Raw genomic sequence first — 18601 nt, 5'->3', positions numbered from 1 at the left:
GGTGGAACATCAACGCGACTGCCTGCGGGCGGCTGCCCATCAGATAACCGACGACGGGAGGTGACCATAGCGCGACGAGTGCGAAACACCCGATGACCTCGTGCCCTCCGCCATCCTGAAGCGAATCGCAAGGCGCCCGAAGCCATCTCGCTTACCCCGCGCACCGCCACTTGTCGTGGCATGGTCGGCGAACCGCATCGGAGGTCATCGACCGGGAGGGGCGCGCACAGCACGACCACTATGCGCGTCCCTCCCGCATATATCACTGATGGCGCGACTGCAACGCGGTGAAAATATGATAACCAATCCCTATGCGGTGCTGGGTGTGTCGCCGACGGCGACGCAAGCAGAAATTACGCATGCCTATCGTCACCAACTGCGCACCTATCATCCAGATGTGCGCCCGGGCACGTCGAGTTCGGCTGCCGACGAACGGCTGCGGCAGATTCTTGCCGCCTATGCGTTGTTGCGCGACCAGACCCGTCGCGCCCACTACGACCACATCGCGAGCGTGACCAAGGCCGACGCCCACCCCATCACGATGACGGTTACCCGCACCGACACCCCCGATGAGCAGGTGCCACTCTGGGCCGGACCGGTGTGTTGGCACCGCTGAGCGGTCATGCGCGGCTCAGCGGGCCGCCTTTTTCCGTTCGATGTCGGCCAGCGCCGCCGCCAGTTCGGCGCGCTGGGCGGCCGAGGTCTCCCAGGCCAGCTGCCGGTTTTTGACCACCTTGGCCGGCGCGCCGACCGCAATCGAGTAGTCCGGAATGTCGCCCCTGACCACGGCGTGCGATCCCAGCACGCAGCCGCGGCCGATCGTGGTGCCCCGCAGCACACTCACTTTCACCCCGACCCAGGTGTCCGGCCCGATCCGCACCGGGCTTTTGACGATGCCTTGGTCTTTGATCGGCAGCGTGATGTCGTCCATCCGGTGGTCGAAATCGCAGATGTAGCACCAGTCGGCCATCAGCACCGAATCGCCGATCTCGATGTCGAGATAGGTGTTGACGACGTTGTCCCGGCCGAGCACCACCTTGTCCCCGAACCGCAGCGAGCCTTCGTGGGCGCGGATGGTGTTCTTGTCGCCGATGTGCACCCAGCGCCCGATCTCCAGCTGCGCCAGCTCCGGGGTCGCGTGAATCTCCACACCCTTGCCGAGGAACACCATGCCGCGGGTGATGATGTGCGGGTTGGCCAACTTGAACTTCAGCAGCCGCCAGTAGCGGACCAAATACCACGGGCCATAGGCGCGATTGGCCAGCACCCACTTCAGCGATGCCAGCGTCAAGAACTTGGCCTGGCGCGGGTCACGCAGCCGCGAACCCCGCCACCGGATATGCAGGGGTGCTCCCCACATGGTCGTCATGGCCGGAAATCCTAGTCCGGCGCCGATGCAGACCGCACAAGTCCCACAGGCAACCCGGGCAATCAGGCATTCGCCGGCCCTCCTCGGTTACTCTCGGCACCGTGTTCTGGCCGACGTCCGTCTCGCCGAGTGCGCGGATTGCGGCCTCAAGACGCGCCATGCTTCGTCATCTCCCCCGCACCCGACACCTCGCGGCGACGGTGATGATGCTCTTGGCGGTCATGCTGGCCGGATGCCAGAACACCGACTCGTGGGTCGACGCCGCACCGGCCCCGGCCTGGCCGGCCCAATACGGCGATGCCGCCAACAGCAGCTACACCCCGACAGCCGGGGCGACCACGCTGAGCCTGCGCTGGACCCGCTCGGTCAAAGGCAGCTTGGCGGCCGCCCCGGCACTCAGCGGGCGCGGCTGGTTGGTGCTGAACGCCCAGACTCCGGGCGGCTGCTCGCTGATGGAATGGGAGAACGACGACAACGGCCGACAGCGCTGGTGCACCCGGCTGTTTCAGGGCGGTGGATTTTTCGGTCCGCTCTTCGACGGCTTTGACAACGTCTACATTGGCCAGCCCGGCGCGATGCTGTCCTTCCCACCCACGCAATGGATCCGTTGGCGAGCACCGGTGATCGGAATGCCCTCCACCCCAAGGTTTCTCGACGATGGCCAGCTGCTGGTGATCACCCATCTGGGCCAGGTACTGGTATTCGACGCCCGCCGCGGCATCACGGCCGGCAGCCCGTTGGACTTGGTCGACGGGGTTGACCCGACCGACTTCACCCGCGGCCTGTCCGATTGCGCGCCGGCGCGTTCCGGTTGCCCGGTCGCCGCGGCGCCGGCGTTTTCGGCGGCCAGCAAAACGGTGGTGGTGAGCCTGTGGGAGCCGGGCGCGGCGGCGCCGGTGCTGGTCGGGCTGAAATACCACCGGGGTCAAGACCCGCTGCTGACCCGGGATTGGACCAGCGACGCCGTCACCGCCGGCGTGCTGGCCAGCCCGGTGCTGTCCGCCGACGGTTCGACCGTCTACGTCAACGGCCGCGACCAACAGCTATGGGCGCTGCACGCCTCCGACGGAAAGCCGAAATGGTCGGCGCCGCTGAAATTCCTGGCGCAGACACCGCCCGCTGTCACACCGGGCGGGCTGATCGTGTCCGGCGGCGGCCCCGACACACAGCTGGTCGCGTTCAAGGACGCCGGCGACCACGCCGAGCACGTGTGGCGCCGCGACGACGTCACGCCACTGTCGTCGTCGAGCCTGGCCGGTCCCGGCGCCGGCTACACCGTGGCCCGCAACGGGGACGGCATGTCGCTGCTGGTTTTCGACCCGAAGGACGGCCACACCCTCAACAGCTATCCGCTGCCGGAGGCCACTGGTTACCCGGTCGGTGTGGTGGTCGGCAACGATCGCCGCGTGGTTGCCACCACCAGCGCCGGGCAGGTGTACAGCTACGCCCCGGGCTGAGGCCCGCCACTCGCGCCGAGTCTGCGCTCACTGCGTCCAACCTGCGCACAGAGCGCCCTTGGCGGCGAATTCGTGCAGTACACGCAGTTTCGACGGCCGGGCCGCGAGGGGCCGACCCGGTACAGCCGACCTAAACCGTCAGCGGCGGGATGGCATTACGCGGCACTTGGGCCTGGGCGGCACCGGCGAAGGGCGGCAGCAGTTCTCCCGGCGCGAAGTAAAAGATCAACTGGTCGTCGGTGATACCGAAGTTCTGGTAGTGCGACGAGTCGAGGCCGGAACCGGGTTGGATTGCCGCGCCCAGTCCGGTCTGGCGTCCCAGGTCGCGCTGCACGATCGGATAGATGGCATCCAGCGGCTTGCTGCCCGGTGCGAACAGCGTGTCGAACGTGATCGGCTGGTGTCGCTCGAGGTCGTAATTGAACCCCTTATAGAAGGTCGACGGGCGTGGGCCACCGACATCCTGGAAAATCTTGAGCACCACGCTGCGGGTGCCCTTCGGCGGTTGCCCGGAGCGGTACTGCTCAGAGGTCACGTCCATTTGATAGGGCTGATCGCGCGGTCCGGACGTCTGCACCACACTGACGAACCCGTCCCGATTCTGGGTCAGGTAATCGATCAGCGCCTGCTGGTCGGGGTAGTCGACCGGAAACCTCATGTCGAGGGTGTAGGTGGCATTCGACGTGTGCACGTGACACATCTGTCCGCTCTCCACGCTGCCGCCCAGGCTGGCGCACGACGGATCTGCCGCCGCCACCGGCCCATCCGGCCAGCCCACCAGGGCTGCGACCGCCAGCACCGCGGCCACCATCACATTGCGCATTCACCCTCACAAACGGAAAGACGGCGCAACCGCCGTCCACGTGAGCCTACCTGGGCCCTCATCGCGACGAACGACAAACGAACACCGTCACACTGCTGGTCCTGCCTGAGCCGATACGGGTGATGACCGCCGCCAACGGTTGTTCACCGCGCAGCCGGAGCCGTTTGCGCAAGGCGTCCGGATCGACATCCACACCGCGGACCAGGATCTCCAGTGCGCCGCAGTCCAGCGCCGCCAATGCCTGCCGAAGGCGTCGCTCATCGAAGGGCAACTGGTGCAGGACCTCGAAACCGCGCACGGCCGGCGGCAGTCGGTCGCCGGACAGGTAAGCAATGTCGGGGTCGAGTTGCCACAACCCGTGCCGCGCACCGTAATGACGCACCAGACCCGCTCGCACCACCGCGCCGTCCGGGTCGACGATCCACCTGCCGACCGGCCGCACGCCGCAGTCGTCCGGCTCGGCGTCGGTGATTTGTTCACTGCGGTCGAGGACGCTGGCTCGTCGCCGCACGCCCGCTTCGGCCAAACCGGCCGACCACAAACACGTCTCCCGAACCGACCCGCCAAACGAGCTCACCTCGATCTCGCCGTCGAAGCCGAGCCGCCGGACCGCGTCGAAATCGATTCCGGGAGCGCATTTTACGACAATGTTTCGGCCGCGGTAGACATCGAACAACTGGTCCAGCGCCGGTTGGTAGTCGCGTGGTTTGAAGCGCCGGCGCCCTCCAGAGCGCCGGGCCGGGTCGACGACGACGGTGGTGCCGCGCGTCACCGGGTGCAGCGCGTCGGCGCGGCACAGATCGGCAGCGCCGGCCAAATTGTGCCGCGCCATCGCCAGCCGTACCGGGTCGATGTCACTGCCCACCACCCGGGCCACCGACAGGCGCAGGGCAGCCAGTTCGGTACCGATCGAGCAGGTCACGTCGTGTACCAGGAGGCCGGCCAGCCGCTGCGCCCGGTGTGCCGCCACGGGCGCAGCACTGGCTTGCTGCAGTGCTTCGTCGGTGAACAGCCAGTCACCGGTACCCGGCAGTTTGGCCGCCGCACGCCGGCGCAGCAGCACCGTTTCCACCAGCGCCGATGTGCGGTCTCCGAACCGCGCGCGGACCGCGGCGATGTCGGCCACCCGATCGGTCAGCGGCAGCGCAGCCACCACGCCCAGCCCCGCCGAACCGGCGTCCGACGTCAGATAGCCGACGTCGTCGAGCCCGAAGTTCAGGACGGCTTCGTCCCGGTGATCATCACGTTGTAGAACCAGCCCTTGGGCACGACTTGTCGCCAGAGGTTCTCGTCGAGCCAGCTCAGCGCCTTCCAGCTACCGAACGCGAACTTCGCCCAGTTCCACCCGAGTTTCCCCGGCGGCACCGTCGACTCGAAGGTGCGCACCGGCCAGCCCAGCATCGCGGCGGTGAACTCCTCGCTGGCGGTGGCCACCTGCACCGCACCGGCGTTGGTCGCCATCCGCTCCAAATCGCGCGGATCGAAGGTGTGCAGGTCGACCACCCACTCCAGGGCCGCCGCCCGGGAGTTCTCGTCGAGCTCGGCTTGCGGGCGACGCCAACTGCCCAACCCGGGCAGCTTCATCGCCCGGATGGTGACGTTCCAGGTCAGGTCGGCCAGCGCACGCGCGTAGCCGTTGCCGACGGTGGTGGGCTCACCGGCGAACACGAACCGTCCGCCCGGGCGCAGCACCCGCAGCACCTCACGCAGCGACAACTCGACGTCGGGAATGTGGTGCAGCACCGCGTGGCCGACCACCAGGTCGAACGTGTCGTCGTCGTAGGGGATGCCCTCGGCGTCGGCAACCCGCCCGTCGATGTCCAGACCCAGCGACTGGCCGTTGCGGGTGGCGACTTTGACCATGCCCGGCGACAGGTCGGTCACCGATCCGCGGCGCGCGACCCCGGACTGGATCAGGTTGAGCAGGAAAAACCCAGTGCCACAACCTAATTCCAGAGCACGGTCATAGGGCAGCCGACGGATCTCGTCGTCGGGGACGATGGCGTCGAACCGGCCGCGGGCATAATCGACGCAGCGCTGGTCGTAGGAGATCGACCACTTCTCGTCGTAGTTTTCGGCTTCCCAGTCGTGGTAGAGCACCTGAGCGAGCTTGCTGTCATACCGGGCGGCCTCCACTTGCTCGGCCGTGGCGTGCGGCTGGGGAGACGGATCGATACTCGTCATGGTGCCCCAGCCTATCGGCCGGGCTGCTCGCGCTGGGCAGCCACCGCCGCGGACGTATTGACGATCCGGGTCCCAAGCATTGGTTCAGCTCGCCACACCGTCTATTCGACGTCCTGCGGTCGACGAATGAATGTGGGTGCATCTTGTTGACCCGGTTGCGGCCAATTCGAGAACACTTCGGCGTAGGTGTGACTCATAACTTCGAGCACCGTTCCCCACGGATCGGACACGTACGCCAGCACCCACGGCCGTCCCGCGACGAACCGCGCGGGTTGCGACAATACCGCGCCACCGTTATCGGCAACGCGCGCAGCTATCGTGGCTACGTCGGGATGTGTGATGCAGACATGCCACGGCCCACGGCGAGTGAATGGGACACGCTCTGAATCGTCGTTGCCGTCGACAGGCGGTTCGATGAATTGGAAGAGTTCGATGCCGACACTGTTGCCGCACAGCAGATGCGCCTGCCACGCCGTGCGAAAGCGTGGACCAAACACCGACGCAGCCTCACCGTGCTGTGCCGGCTCGAGAAGGCGAGGACCCATAATGCAGGTAAAGCCGAAAACCTCGCCGTACCAGTCGATGGCAGCGAAGACGTCGGGCACGGTCACGCCGATGTGATTGATGGCGAGGGCAGGTGGGTGCATCGTGCCTACGTCCTTTTCGTCGCCGCGTGGGTTCGAACGTAGCCGCCTAATCGGTCTCTCACAATCCGCCAAGCCAGCCGTCGCAACCACCAGGGAACAAAACCCGGAGTCAGCCACTTCAACGAACTGATAACAGCGGTGCACCGACGCAGCGACCCGCTGTCCCATCAATCTGGATCCGAAAGGCCGCTACTCCATGTCTATTCAAGAATTTCCCCGGACAGCCACATTTGACGAGTACCGAGAGCGGTTCAAGGATTTCTTCACCCTGGAACGGCGCGCGGACGGCGTTCTCCTGGCGAAAGCGCACACCGCCGGCGGCCCGGTACAACTGAGCGTGCAAAACCACCGAGCGTTGGGAGAGTTTCTGAAGGTTGTCGGCGCCGACCCCGAGAATGAGGTCTTGATCCTGACGGGTAGCGGTGAGGAGTTCATGATGGATTCCGACCCAGACGGGTTCGCCCTCGAGGAGGAGGACCTCGAGTACTGGGCCTACGAATACGCGTACAAAGACGGACGGATAAACGTCAGTTCGCTGATCAATGATCTCCAAATACCGACGATCGGCATCATTAACGGTTCCGGATTCCATTCCGAGATCCTGCTCATGTGTGACCTAACCCTCTGCAGCACCGACGCAAAGATATTCGACTTGCACTACGCAATCAGTTCAGTGCCCGGAGACGGTATCCACAGTTGCTTTCAGGAACTGCTCGGCGTAAAGCGCGCCGCCTACGCGCTGCTCACCGGGCAGTCAATCGATGCACAAACCGCACTGGAGTACGGGATGGTCAACGAAGTCCTCCCCCGGGATCAGTTGATCGACCGGGCGTTTGTGCTAGCCGACCACATCATGTCGCAACCACGCGTAGTCCGCCGACTAACAACGCAGATCATCCGGCGGCCATGGAAAAAGAGAATCGTCGACGACCTGGACGGAGGATTCGGCATTCAGATGTTCGGGCACCTCGCAAAGGGCAAGGCGGTCCACAGCAGAGAACATATAGCGTCGACCACAGATTATGTGCGAGCCGGCCGGCCAAACAGCTTCGACTGATACGCGTCGCGGCTTATCGGCCGGGCTGCTCGGCGAGGCCGCCGAGGCTGGCTCTGAATACGTCGACGTAGCGGCTGCGCTCGGCAGCCAACCGCTCTTCGCGGCTCAGGTCGTAGATGTCGTCGATCCCGGCTTTGGCCGCGGCCAGCGCCGGCTGCGGGCGGTCAATGAAGCGGTTGGCCCATGCTGCGGCGGCGTCGTAGACGTCGTCGGGGGCCACCATGTCGTCGACCAGGCCCAAGGCCAGCGCTTCCTCAGCGTCGAAGAATCGCCCGCTGTACACCAGCTCCTTGGCCCGGCTGACTCCGACGGTGCGGGTCAGCCAGGCCATGCCGCTGCCGTCGGGGATCAGCCCCGCCAGGATCTCCGTCGCGCCGAGCCGCACGTTGTCGCCGCTGACCCGCCAATCGGCGGCCAACGCCAGCGTCAGCCCGGCACCGAGCGCGTAGCCGGTGACCGCGGCAACCGTGGGCTTGGGAATCGCGGCGATCGCGTCGAGGGCATCGCGCCGCGCCCGGATCCAGCTGTCGACTTCCGCCGGGCTCAGCGCCCGCAATGCCGCCATGTCGTCACCGGCGGAAAAAATCTCATGGCCACCGAACAAGACCACCGCGGTGACGTCGTTGCGCGGCCCCACCTCACCGGCGGCTTCGGCGAGCTCACGGTAGATCTGGCGGGTCATCGCGTTGGTGGGCGGCCGCGAGAGCACCAGGGTGGCGATGCCGGGGCGAGCGGCATCGGAGTGGACGCTGACGAACTCTCTCATGGCCACCGTTTGCCGCGCGCCTGGTTATAGCGGTCGGAGTCGAAGAACTCGATTTCGAAGTTGTCGCCGTTGGCCGCCAGGTCGGGCTGCACCGCGACGATCTGGCGTTCCACCGCGAGCACGTCGGCGACGGTGTGGCCGGCCAGTGAGTCCAGCTGCGTCCAGGTCGGCGGCAACAGGAAGGTCCGGCCGGCCGCGAAGTCCTCGATGGCCGCCTCCGGGGTGGTCCACCCGGCCCGGTCGGATTCGGTGTTCTCCCCGTCGGCGCGCTGACCCGCCGGCAGTGCGCCGACGAAGAAGTAGGTGTCGTAGCGGCGGGTCCGTTCGGCCTCGGGGGTGACCCAGTTCGCCCACGGCCGCAGCAGGTCCGCATGCAGCACCAGGTTTTCGGTGCGCAAAAAGTCCGCGAAGGACAGGGTGCCCGCGGCCAGCGCGAGCCGGGATTCCCGGTAGACCGAAGCATCGCCGACGACGCTGGCCGGGTCGTCGGCCGGCCCGGCGAACAACACGCCAGATTCCTCGAAGGTCTCGCGGGCGGCTGCGCACACCAGGGCCTCGGCCAGGTCGGTTTCAATACCGAACCGCTGCGCCCACCATCTCGGTCCTGGCCCGGCCCAGACGATTTCGGCGTTGCGGTCGCGCTCGTCGACGCCGCCGCCGGGAAACACCATCACTCCGGCAGCGAAGTGCATCGCCGCGTGCCGCCGCATCAGGAAGACATCGAGTCCTTGGGTGTTGTCGCGGATCAGCATCACGGTGGCCGCGGGCCGCACGGGCAACGGGGTGCTCATAAATTCCTCCGGTGGGCCGCGCGAGTGCGGGTGCGCCGGGCGAAGTAGCGCCCATCGATGACGTCCACGGCGATCGACTGGCCGAATGCCGCGGACAGATTTTCGGCGGTCAGCACATCTGCCAGTAGACCCGACGCGACGACCTGCCCCTCGGAAAGCAGCATGCAGTGGCTGAAGCCCGGCGGGATCTCCTCGACGTGGTGGGTCACCAGCACCAGTGCCGGCGCATCCGGGTCGGCGGCCAGATCGGTCAGGCGGGTGACCAGCTCCTCGCGGCCGCCCAGGTCCAGACCGGCCGCGGGCTCGTCGAGCAACAGCAGCTCCGGATCGGTCATCAGCGCTCGGGCGATCAGCACCCGCTTGCGCTCCCCCTCCGACAGGGTCTCGTAGCTGCGGTCGGCCAGGTGTTCGGCACCGAGGCTTTCCAACATGTCGATCGCGCGGTGGTAGTCGACCTCCTCGTAGCGCTCCCGCCAGCGGCCCAGCACCGCGTAACCCGCCGAGACCACCAGGTCGCGCACCACTTCGGCACCGGGCACCCGTTGCGCCAGCGCCGACGAGCTCAACCCCACCCGGGCGCGTAATTCCGACATGTCGACTCGGCCCAGCCGCTCACCCAGCACGTAGGCCACACCCGACGACGGGTGTTCGGTGGCGGCGGCGATGCGCAGCAGCGATGTCTTGCCGGCGCCATTGGGGCCGATGATCACCCAGCGTTCGTCAAGTTCCACCGACCAACTCACCGGCCCGACCAGTGTCTGGCCGCTGCGGTGCAACGAAACCTCTCGGAAGTCGATCAGCAGGTCGGGGTCGGGCACCCGACCATCGTGCCGTACCGAGTGGGGGCCGAGTCGCCCGACCCGGCGGTAATCTAATGCCGCGAGAGTGCAGTTATCGACGTCGCCACTCGAAAAATGCGTCGGTAGTTGCACTTTCGCGAGTCGCCGCGCTACTCGGGCGGGATATCGACGCGCCGCAACACGCCGTCGACCGCGTCGGCGGCCTCGATCTCGCCGCGGGTGACCCCGAGAATGAACAACACGGTGTCGAGGTAGGGGTAGCTGAGCGACGCGTCGGCCACCTCCCGCAGCGCCGGCTTGGCGTTGAAAGCAATCCCCATCCCGGCGGTGGCCAGCATGTCGATGTCGTTGGCGCCGTCACCGACGGCGACGGTCTGCTCCAGCGGAATCCCGGCCTGGTGCGCGAAGTCACGCAGCGCCTTGGCTTTTCCGGCCCGGTCGATGATCGGGCCGGCGACCCGGCCGGTGAGCATGCCGTCGATGATCTCCAGCTCGTTGGAGGCGACAAAGTCCAGCATCAGCTCGTGCGCGAGTGGTTCGATCACCTGGCGAAAACCGCCGGACACCACGCCGATGTGAAATCCCAACCGCCGCAGCGTGCGCAGTGTGGTGCGAGCGCCCGGGGTGAGCTCCAGCTGAGCGGCAACGTCGTCGAGCACCTCGGCGGGCAGACCCGCCAGCGTGGCGACCCGCTGTTGCAGCGACTCGGCGAAGTCCAGTTCGCCGCGCATCGCCGCATCGGTGATGGCCGCCACCACGTCCTGGGCTCCGCTTCGGGCGGCCAGCATCTCGATGACCTCGCCCTGGATCAGGGTCGAGTCGACGTCAAACACGATGAGCCGTTTGGCGCGTCGCGACAGGCTGTAGTCCTCCACCGCCACATCGACGCCCGCGTCGGCGGCCACCCGCGTCAGCGCAGCCTGCAGCTTGCCGCCGATACCGGGCGGCGCCGACACTTGCAGTTGCAGACCGGTGACCGGGTAGTCGGACACGCCGCGGATGACGTCGATGTTGACGCCCAGCGCGGCGACCTCCTGAGCCACCGCACCGAAGGCCCCGGCGGTGATCGGCCGCCCCAGCACGACGATGGTGTGGGTCGAGGGCTCCCGGATGACCGGCAGGTCGTCGGTGCGCTCGATCGTGACGTCCAGGCCCACCCGGCGGATGGCCGCCTCGACGTCATCCCGCAGCGCCTGGCCCTCGGCCACCTCCACCGGGGCCGACACCAGCACGCCCAGCGTCAGTCGGCCACGGATGACCACCTGCTCGACATTGAGCAGCTCAACCTTGTGCTCGGAGAGGACCTCGAACAGCGCTGACGTCACACCTGGCTGGTCGACACCGGTGACGGTGATCAGCACCGGCACCTTGGCGGGCGTACTCACCCGCGGCTGTAGCCGCTATCGCTCATCAGGTGCGAACGCTCACGTCGTCGGCTTCGGTGACGTCGCCGCCCGAGGGGTGTGGTCCCCGGCCGATGTGCGCTTCGGCGCGCAGCCGTTCCACCATGTGCGGGTAGTGCAGCTCGAAGGCCGGACGCTCGGAGCGGATGCGCGGCAGCTCGTGGAAGTTGTGCCGCGGCGGCGGGCAACTGGTGGCCCACTCCAGCGAGTTGCCGTATCCCCACGGGTCGTCGACGGTGACGACTTCCCCGTACCGCCAACTCTTGAAGACGTTCCACACGAACGGCAGCATCGATGCGCCGAGGATGAACGCCCCGATCGTCGAAACGATGTTGAACATCTGGAAGCCGTCGGTGGGCAGGTAGTCGGCGTAGCGGCGCGGCATACCGGCGTCCCCGACCCAGTGCTGGATCAAGAACGTGGTGTGAAAACCAATGAACGTCAACCAGAAATGCAGCTTGCCCAGTCGCTCGTCGAGCAGCCGGCCGGTCATCTTCGGGAACCAGAAGTACACGCCGGCGAAGGTCGAGAACACGATGGTGCCGAACAGCACGTAGTGGAAGTGCGCGACCACGAAATAGCTGTCGGTCACGTGGAAGTCCAGCGGCGGGCTGGCCAGCAGCACCCCGGTCAGACCGCCGGCCAGGAAGGTGACCGCGAAGCCGATCGAGAACAGCATCGGCGTCTCGAACGTCATCTGGCCCTTCCACATGGTGCCGATCCAGTTGAAGAACTTGATTCCGGTCGGCACCGCGATCAGGTACGTCATGAACGAAAAGAACGGCAGCAGAACGGCTCCGGTGGCGAACATGTGGTGCGCCCACACCGCGACCGACAGCGCGGCGATCGACATCGTCGCATACACCAGCGTGGTGTAGCCGAACACCGGCTTGCGAGAGAACACCGGGAAGATCTCGGTGACGATGCCGAAGAACGGCAGCGCGACGATGTACACCTCGGGGTGCCCGAAGAACCAGAACAAGTGCTGCCACAACAGAACCCCGCCGTTGGAGGCGTCGTAGATGTGCGCACCCAGGTGCCGGTCGGCGGCCAGCCCGAACAGCGCGGCGGTCAGCAGCGGGAAGACCATCAGCACCAGGATCGAGGTGATCAGGATGTTCCAGGTGAAGATCGGCATCCGGAACATCGTCATCCCGGGGGCGCGCATGCAGACCACCGTGGTGATCATGTTGACTCCACCCAGGATGGTGCCCAGACCGGCGACGATCAGGCCCACGATCCACAGGTCGGGCCCGGCGCCGGGTGAGTGGATGGCGTCGGTCAACGGGGTGTAGGCCGTCCAGCCGAAGTCCGCGGCGCCGCCCGGCGTGATGAAGCCCGCCATTCCGATCAACGCGCCGAACAGGAACAGCCAGTAGGAGAACGCGTTCAGCCGCGGGAACGCGACGTCGGGGGCGCCGATTTGCAGCGGCAGCACCAGGTTGGCGAACCCGAACACGATCGGGGTGGCATAGAACAGCAGCATGATCGTGCCGTGCATGGTGAACAGCTGGTTGAACTGCTCATTCGACAGGAACTGCAGACCCGGCGCGGCGAGCTCGGTGCGCATCAGCAGCGCCATCAGTCCGCCGATGAAGAAGAAGGCGAAGCAGGTGACGACGTACATGATGCCGATCAGCTTGTGATCGGTGGTGGTCACCAGCTTGTAGATCAGGTTGCCTTTAGGTCCCGTCCGGGCCGGGTAGGGGCGACTGGCCTCAAGTTCTCCCAGCGGGGGCGCTTCGGTTGTCAAGAGCTCCTCCAAACGTCGAACAAGGCACCGGGATTCTCACTGAATCCTAACCTCTGATCGGCCACGTGACGGCCCGGGTCCTACAAACTGTCGTAATTGGCGGGGCAGCCTCGTCGCGCTGGTCGCGAGCTGCGCGGATGTTACCGTCGGACGCGTGCTGTTCAGCGGTGTGCGACCAGGTGTTCTGCTTGCCGCAGCCGCTGGCGCGACAGCAATTTCGGCCACGCTGTGCACCAGTTGCAGCTCCGGGGGACAACCGTCGCCCGAGTCGTCGCGATCGGTGATCACCAGCACCACCCAAATCGCCGGCGCCGGCGTGCTGGGCAACCAGCGCAGACCCGACGAATCGTGTGCAAACCAACCGGCACAGGCCGACTCGGGCCCACCGATGCGGCAGGCACACAACGCTGCGGGCGTAAATCCTGACGTGGTCGACGTGCACGCCGATCCGCAGCGCATCGTCGCGCTGTCCGGAGATGCGCTCGACGCGTTGTGTGCGCTGGGCCTGCAGTCCCGCATCATTTCCGCCGCCTTGCCCGACGGGTCGTCGAGCCAGCCGTCCTATCTGGGCAGGGTCGTGCACCAACTGCCCGGGGTGGGTACCCGCGGCGCTCCGGATCTGGCCGGCATCACCGCGGCCAAGCCGGATCTGATCCTCGGCTCGCAAGCCGCAACACCGCAGCTCTACCCGCAGCTGGCGGCCATTGCCCCGACCGTGTTCACCGCGGCACCCGGGGCTGCCTGGCAGGACAGCCTGCGCAGTATCGGTGCGGCCACGGGGCGTGCCGATGCCGCGGCTGCGTTGATCCACGATTTCACCTCCAAAGCCGGCGAAACCGGCGCCGCGCACGACGCCGCCCACTTCCAGGCATCGGTCGTGCAGTTCACCGAGAACAGCGTGCGGGTGTATGGCGCCGACAACTTCCCGGCCAGTGTGCTGAAGGCCGTCGGCGTCGACCGGCCGCCGGCGCAACGCTTCACTGACAAGCCCTATATCGAGATCGGCACCACCGACGCCAACCTGGCCGGCACGCCGGATCTCAGCGCGGCCGACGCCGACATTGTCTACGTGTCCTTCGCGTCATCGGCCGCCAAAGACCGCGCGCCAACCGTGCTGGAGAGCGATGCGTGGCGCAAGTTATCCGCCTACCGCGACAACCGGGTGTTCATCGTCAACAACGAGGTGTGGCAGACCGGGCAGGGTCTGGTCGCGGCCCGCGGTGTTGTCGACGACCTGCGGTGGGTCAACGCGCCAATCAACTGACGGCCGGTGACGTCGTCCGCGAGCGTCACGCCTGTGAGATTGCCCTCATGGGGAAGAAATACATAGCTTACCTAGGCTATTCTGGCCAGGTCCCCCTCAATCTGCTGCTGACAAAAGACGTACTCAAGAGGTTTGTGATGAGCACTGTTTCCGCCTATGCCGCCACCTCGGCGACTGAACCGTTGACCAAAACGACGATTACCCGCCGCGACCCGGGGCCCCATGATGTGGCCATCGACATCAAGTTCGCCGGAATCTGTCACTCCGATATCCACACCGTCAAAGCCGAATGGGGTCAACCGAACTACCCGGTGGTGCCCGGCCACGAGATCGCCGGCGTAGTGACGGCGGTGGGCTCGGAGGTCACCAAGCACAACGTCGGCGACCGCGTCGGGGTCGGCTGTTTCGTGGATTCCTGCCGCGAGTGCAACAGCTGTTTGGCCGGCCTGGAGCAGTACTGCAAGCGCGGACCGATGGGCACCTACAACGGCGTCGACCGGGACGGCCAGCCGACCCAGGGCGGCTACAGCGGCGCGATCGTCGTCGACGAGAACTACGTGCTGCGCATCCCCGACTCGCTGCCGCTGGACGCCGCGGCGCCGCTGCTGTGCGCCGGTATCACGCTGTATTCCCCACTGCGGCACTGGAATGCCGGACCGGGCAAGCGGATCGCGGTGATCGGCCTGGGCGGCCTCGGACACATGGGCGTCAAGCTCGCTACCGCGATGGGCGCCGACGTCACGGTGCTGTCGCAGTCCCTGAAGAAGATGGAAGACGGCCTGCGCCTGGGCGCCAAGCATTACTACGCCACCTCGGATCCCGAGACCTTCAAAGCGTTGCGGGACGGCTTCGACCTGATCATCAACACCGTCTCGGCCAACTTGGATCTCAGCGAGTACCTCAAACTCCTCGATGTCGACGGGACGATGGTCGAGCTCGGGATGCCCGAACACCCGATGGAAGTACCGGCGTTCCCGCTGGCAGCCTGGCGGCGCAGCCTCTCCGGCTCGCTGATCGGTGGTATCGCCGAGACGCAGGAGATGTTGGACTTCTGCGCCGAGCACAACGTGACACCTGAAATCGAGGTCATCGAACCCGACTACGTCAACGTGGCCTATGAGCGGGTGCTGGCCAGCGACGTGCGCTACCGCTTCGTGATCGACACCTCGACGCTCTAAGCGCTTTCAGCGTCGACCTCGACGCCGACTAGCGGCCAGCCGGCCGCGGCCAGTATCCCGGCGACTCGCTGGATGTTTTCCGGACCGGCGTCATAGTGCGTCATGTCCGAGATGAACTCCGCAATCTCGTCGTGGTGGATCTTGCCGCCGTCCAACGCCTTTGATCCGCCGGCGGTGATGTTATGCACCACCTCGGCGACCTGTTCTTCGGTCAGTGGTGTGCTGCGCAGCAGCGCCAGCAACGGCACCCGGTCGGGCCCGGGCACGCCGTCGGGATAACCGACCTGCAGCCAACGCAGCACCGAGCTGAGAAACGACGTGGTGGCCATGGAATCTAGTCTGCCGCCGCCGAGGTCACCCGCGCATCCTGACACGCAGGGCCGCTCGCGAAATTCATATGTCGTTCACAGGCTTTCGCGGATCCGGCTATTCATCTGCGGCCGGTGGCCGGGGCGAGGCGCGCCACCCCGCGGAGAAGCCACGGTGCGCGCGTCGCGATCAGCTCCACGGCACGGTCCGAGCGGTGCATCGCGGTCCGACGGCCAGGAGTGGGCATTGACGCCAGTTCCGCCTCGGGCGATCCGGCCCGCGGGCCGCGGCGATCCACCGCCAGCAGTTGCCAAATGCCCGGCACGCCACGCAGTTCGACGTTGCCACGGTCCTCGAAGCCAGTGCCCGAGCCCACGACAAGGTCACGCACGGTGCGGGACACGACAATGTCGCCCGGCCCTGCATGCCCGAGGATCCGCGCCGCGATGTGTACCGCGATTCCCCCGATGTCATTGTCGAGTAGTTCGCATTCGCCGGTGTGGATGCCGACGCGAATCTGGATGCCCAGGGTCTCGGCGTCAGCGCGCAACGCCTCGGCGCAGCGGATGGCCTGCGTCGGGCCGTCGAACGTGGTGAGGTGGCCGTCGCCGGTGCTCTTGACCACCGTGCCATCGAACCGTTGCGTGAGTTCGGCGGTGATCTCACCAAAGCGGTGCAGCACCGCGCGCCACTGCTCATCGCCCGCTGCCGCGGCATGTTGGGTCGAGGCGACCATGTCGGTGAACAACACGGTGCGCAGGGCGCGATGCGACTGCGCAGGCGCGGCATGGCTGCCGGTGAGGAACTCCTCGATCCCAGTCAGGATCTTGTCGGGCTCGGTCAAGAAGGGTGCATGGTCCACACCCTCGACCTCCAGGTATCGCGCGCCGGGGATGTGACTGGCGAGATACTGACCGCCCTGCACCGGGACCGCGGGGTCCTGGCGGGAATGGATGATGAGAGTTGGCACGGTGATCGTTGGCAGGATCGGCCGCACGTCGGTCGAGAAGGCCGCTTCGAATGACGCCCGCGCCATCCCCGGGCTGGCGGCCATGCGCTCCAGCATTGCGAGCTGGCGTATCGACCGGACCGACGGCGCGCTGATGCTGGCTGCCGCACCGGTGCCCCACCCGTAGCGCACAGCGCGGCAAGCTTCCAACCAGCGGGCGAGCTGTTCAATCGACGGCGTGTAGTCCTCGCCCACCTCGGCGACGTAGCGCGCCCGCAACTCGGCCGGCCCCCGCTCCATGTCGTCCCACTCGCCCGGATTGAACGCGTATGTGGCGCAGAGGATCAGCGCGCGCACTCGCTCCGGTCGTGTTGCCGCGAACATCATGGCGGCCGGTCCACCGTCGCTCAGACCGGAAACGACTGCCTGTCCGAAACCGACGGCGTCCATGACGGCCTCAATCTCGGCCACCCGATCATCCAGCGTGCGAACTTTCGGCACCGGATCGGAAAGCCCGACTCCGGCCTTGTCGAACAAAAGGACGCGACAGAACGTGGCGAGCTGCTCCATGAACGCTTTGAATTGGGGCAGGGTCCAGGCCAGCTCGATGTGGCTGACGAACGGGTTGACGACGACGAGCTCGACAGGCGCGTCGCCAAATACCTGATACGCCAGGCTGAGATCGCCACACGATGCGTATGACGTTTCCGGCACGGGTTGAGCGTACTGCTGATCTCACTGCTCGGCGGGCTACCAGCCGCAGTCGCATCAAGTTTCGTGACTAGCTCAATGGCGGGCGATGTTCAGAAGTCCCAGTCCTCGTCCTCGGTGACGACCGCCTTGCCGATCACATACGACGAGCCCGAGCCGGAGAAGAAGTCGTGGTTCTCGTCGGCGTTGGGCGAGAGCGCCGACAGGATCGCCGGGTTGACGTCGGTCTCGTCACGCGGGAACAGCGCCTCGTATCCGAGGTTCATCAGCGCCTTGTTGGCGTTGTAGCGCAAGAACTTTTTGACGTCTTCGGTCAGCCCGACTTCGTCATAGAGGTCTTGGGTGTACTCCACCTCGTTGTCATAGAGCTCGAAGAGCAATTCGTAGGTGTAGTCCTTCAATTCGGCTTGGGTGGCGGGGTCTTCGAGCGCCAATCCGCGCTGGTACTTGTAGCCGATGTAGTAGCCGTGCACCGCCTCGTCGCGGATGATCAGCCGGATCACGTCGGCGGTGTTGGTCAGCTTGGCCCGACTGCTCCAGTACATCGGCAGATAGAACCCGGAATAGAACAGAAAACTCTCCAGCAGCGTGGAGGCCACCTTGCGCTTGAGCGGCTCGTCGCCGCGGTAGTACTGCATCACGATCTCGGCCTTGCGCTGCAAGTTGGTGTTCTCTTCCGACCAGCGGAAGGCGTCGTCGATCTCGGCGGTCGAGCACAGCGTGGAGAAGATCTGGCTGTAGCTCTTGGCGTGCACCGACTCCATGAACGCGATGTTCGTGTAGACGGCTTCCTCATGAGGCGTCAGCGCGTCGGGAATCAGGCTGACCGCCCCGACCGTGCCCTGGATGGTGTCCAGCAGCGTCAGCCCGGTGAACACCCGCATGGTCAGCTGCTTCTCGTGTGCGGTGAGCGTCCCCCAGGACGGGATGTCGTTGGACACCGGCACCTTCTCGGGCAACCAGAAGTTGCCGGTCAACCGGTCCCAGACCTCGGCGTCCTTCTCGTCTTGCACCCGGTTCCAGTTGATCGCCGAGACTCGATCGATCAGCTTCACTTTTTCGGTCACCAGAACCCCACTTCACCAGGACGGATTGCCAGCCGTGTTCGGACCTCAAACACTACCCCTGGGGTGCGACAAG

General features: G+C 66.0%; 18 protein-coding genes. 5 read left to right on the top strand and 13 right to left on the bottom strand.

The annotated features are described in order from the left end of the window. The first annotated feature begins 295 nt into the window (after positions 1–295). Complete coding sequence (locus tag AC5Y5W_RS06610; protein WP_500010523.1) at positions 296–616, top strand: J domain-containing protein; 321 nt, start codon at positions 296–298, stop codon at positions 614–616. A 15-nt stretch (positions 617–631) separates the two neighbouring features. Here AC5Y5W_RS06610 and AC5Y5W_RS06605 read toward each other — a convergent pair whose 3' ends face one another. After that, positions 632–1369: an acyltransferase gene (locus tag AC5Y5W_RS06605; protein ID WP_499900082.1), complete on the bottom strand. Its 738-nt coding sequence runs from the start codon at positions 1367–1369 to the stop codon at positions 632–634. 203 nt (positions 1370–1572) lie between these two features. Between AC5Y5W_RS06605 and AC5Y5W_RS06600 the strand changes: the two genes are divergently transcribed. After that, positions 1573–2826, top strand: coding sequence for an outer membrane protein assembly factor BamB family protein (locus AC5Y5W_RS06600; protein ID WP_500010619.1), 1254 nt, complete (start codon positions 1573–1575; stop codon positions 2824–2826). A 130-nt stretch (positions 2827–2956) separates the two neighbouring features. Here the strand turns inward: AC5Y5W_RS06600 and AC5Y5W_RS06595 are convergent, their stop codons facing one another. From AC5Y5W_RS06595 to AC5Y5W_RS06580, 4 genes are all read right to left on the bottom strand, one after another. After that, positions 2957–3649, bottom strand: coding sequence for an esterase (locus AC5Y5W_RS06595; protein ID WP_499900081.1), 693 nt, complete (start codon positions 3647–3649; stop codon positions 2957–2959). 58 nt (positions 3650–3707) lie between these two features. Further along, entirely contained in the window at positions 3708–4868 is a 1161-nt protein-coding gene (locus tag AC5Y5W_RS06590; RefSeq protein WP_500010620.1) for a class I SAM-dependent methyltransferase, read from the bottom strand. Continuing rightward, positions 4865–5833, bottom strand: coding sequence for a class I SAM-dependent methyltransferase (locus AC5Y5W_RS06585; RefSeq protein ID WP_500010524.1), 969 nt, complete (start codon positions 5831–5833; stop codon positions 4865–4867). The genes AC5Y5W_RS06590 and AC5Y5W_RS06585 overlap by 4 nt, the downstream gene beginning before the upstream one ends. A 101-nt stretch (positions 5834–5934) precedes the next feature. Continuing rightward, on the bottom strand, positions 5935–6480 hold the full coding sequence (locus tag AC5Y5W_RS06580; protein WP_500010525.1) for a VOC family protein: 546 nt from the start codon (positions 6478–6480) through the stop codon (positions 5935–5937). A 196-nt stretch (positions 6481–6676) separates the two neighbouring features. Between AC5Y5W_RS06580 and AC5Y5W_RS06575 the strand changes: the two genes are divergently transcribed. Continuing rightward, positions 6677–7537, top strand: coding sequence for an enoyl-CoA hydratase/isomerase family protein (locus tag AC5Y5W_RS06575; protein WP_500010526.1), 861 nt, complete (start codon positions 6677–6679; stop codon positions 7535–7537). Positions 7538–7550: 13 nt separating this feature from the next. Here AC5Y5W_RS06575 and AC5Y5W_RS06570 read toward each other — a convergent pair whose 3' ends face one another. From AC5Y5W_RS06570 to ctaD, 5 genes are all read right to left on the bottom strand, one after another. Then, on the bottom strand, positions 7551–8303 hold the full coding sequence (locus AC5Y5W_RS06570) for an enoyl-CoA hydratase (RefSeq protein ID WP_500010527.1): 753 nt from the start codon (positions 8301–8303) through the stop codon (positions 7551–7553). Beyond that, entirely contained in the window at positions 8300–9094 is a 795-nt protein-coding gene (locus tag AC5Y5W_RS06565) for an NUDIX hydrolase (RefSeq protein ID WP_500010528.1), read from the bottom strand. Before AC5Y5W_RS06565 ends, AC5Y5W_RS06570 begins: the two co-directional genes overlap by 4 nt. Continuing rightward, a complete protein-coding gene (locus AC5Y5W_RS06560; RefSeq protein WP_500010529.1) occupies positions 9091–9912 on the bottom strand; it encodes an ABC transporter ATP-binding protein in 822 nt (273 codons plus the stop codon). The genes AC5Y5W_RS06565 and AC5Y5W_RS06560 overlap by 4 nt, the downstream gene beginning before the upstream one ends. Before the next feature lie 131 nt (positions 9913–10043). Then, positions 10044–11279, bottom strand: a complete 1236-nt coding sequence (gene serB, locus AC5Y5W_RS06555; RefSeq protein WP_500010530.1) for a phosphoserine phosphatase SerB — start codon at positions 11277–11279, stop codon at positions 10044–10046. Between the two features lie 25 nt (positions 11280–11304). Then, entirely contained in the window at positions 11305–13050 is a 1746-nt protein-coding gene (gene ctaD / locus AC5Y5W_RS06550; RefSeq protein ID WP_500010531.1) for an aa3-type cytochrome oxidase subunit I, read from the bottom strand. A 154-nt stretch (positions 13051–13204) separates the two neighbouring features. Here ctaD and AC5Y5W_RS06545 point away from each other — a divergent pair, with 154 nt between their 5' ends. Both AC5Y5W_RS06545 and AC5Y5W_RS06540 read left to right on the top strand, forming a co-directional pair. Beyond that, positions 13205–14314 (top strand): iron-siderophore ABC transporter substrate-binding protein, encoded by a 1110-nt coding sequence (locus AC5Y5W_RS06545; RefSeq protein ID WP_500010532.1) that lies wholly within the window; start codon positions 13205–13207, stop codon positions 14312–14314. A 137-nt stretch (positions 14315–14451) separates the two neighbouring features. Further along, a complete protein-coding gene (locus tag AC5Y5W_RS06540; protein ID WP_500010533.1) occupies positions 14452–15492 on the top strand; it encodes an NAD(P)-dependent alcohol dehydrogenase in 1041 nt (346 codons plus the stop codon). On the opposite strand, the gene AC5Y5W_RS06535 is transcribed toward AC5Y5W_RS06540, so the two are convergent. The 3 genes from AC5Y5W_RS06535 to nrdF all read right to left on the bottom strand — a co-directional run bounded on the left by AC5Y5W_RS06535 (position 15489) and on the right by nrdF (position 18528). Next, on the bottom strand, positions 15489–15821 hold the full coding sequence (locus AC5Y5W_RS06535; protein ID WP_500010534.1) for a DUF3349 domain-containing protein: 333 nt from the start codon (positions 15819–15821) through the stop codon (positions 15489–15491). The genes AC5Y5W_RS06540 and AC5Y5W_RS06535 overlap by 4 nt on opposite strands. A 101-nt stretch (positions 15822–15922) precedes the next feature. Next, positions 15923–17464 carry an adenylate/guanylate cyclase domain-containing protein gene (locus tag AC5Y5W_RS06530; RefSeq protein ID WP_500010535.1) on the bottom strand — a complete coding sequence of 514 codons (1542 nt, stop codon included), beginning with the start codon at positions 17462–17464 and terminating at the stop codon, positions 15923–15925. Positions 17465–17553: 89 nt separating this feature from the next. Next, positions 17554–18528 carry a class 1b ribonucleoside-diphosphate reductase subunit beta gene (gene nrdF, locus AC5Y5W_RS06525; protein ID WP_499885123.1) on the bottom strand — a complete coding sequence of 325 codons (975 nt, stop codon included), beginning with the start codon at positions 18526–18528 and terminating at the stop codon, positions 17554–17556. Positions 18529–18601: the final 73 nt, after the last annotated feature.

The organism is Mycobacterium sp. NGS51, assembly GCF_059812525.1.
The sequence above is the reverse complement of the archived record's forward strand: the minus strand, read 5'-3'. Positions and strand labels throughout refer to the sequence as shown.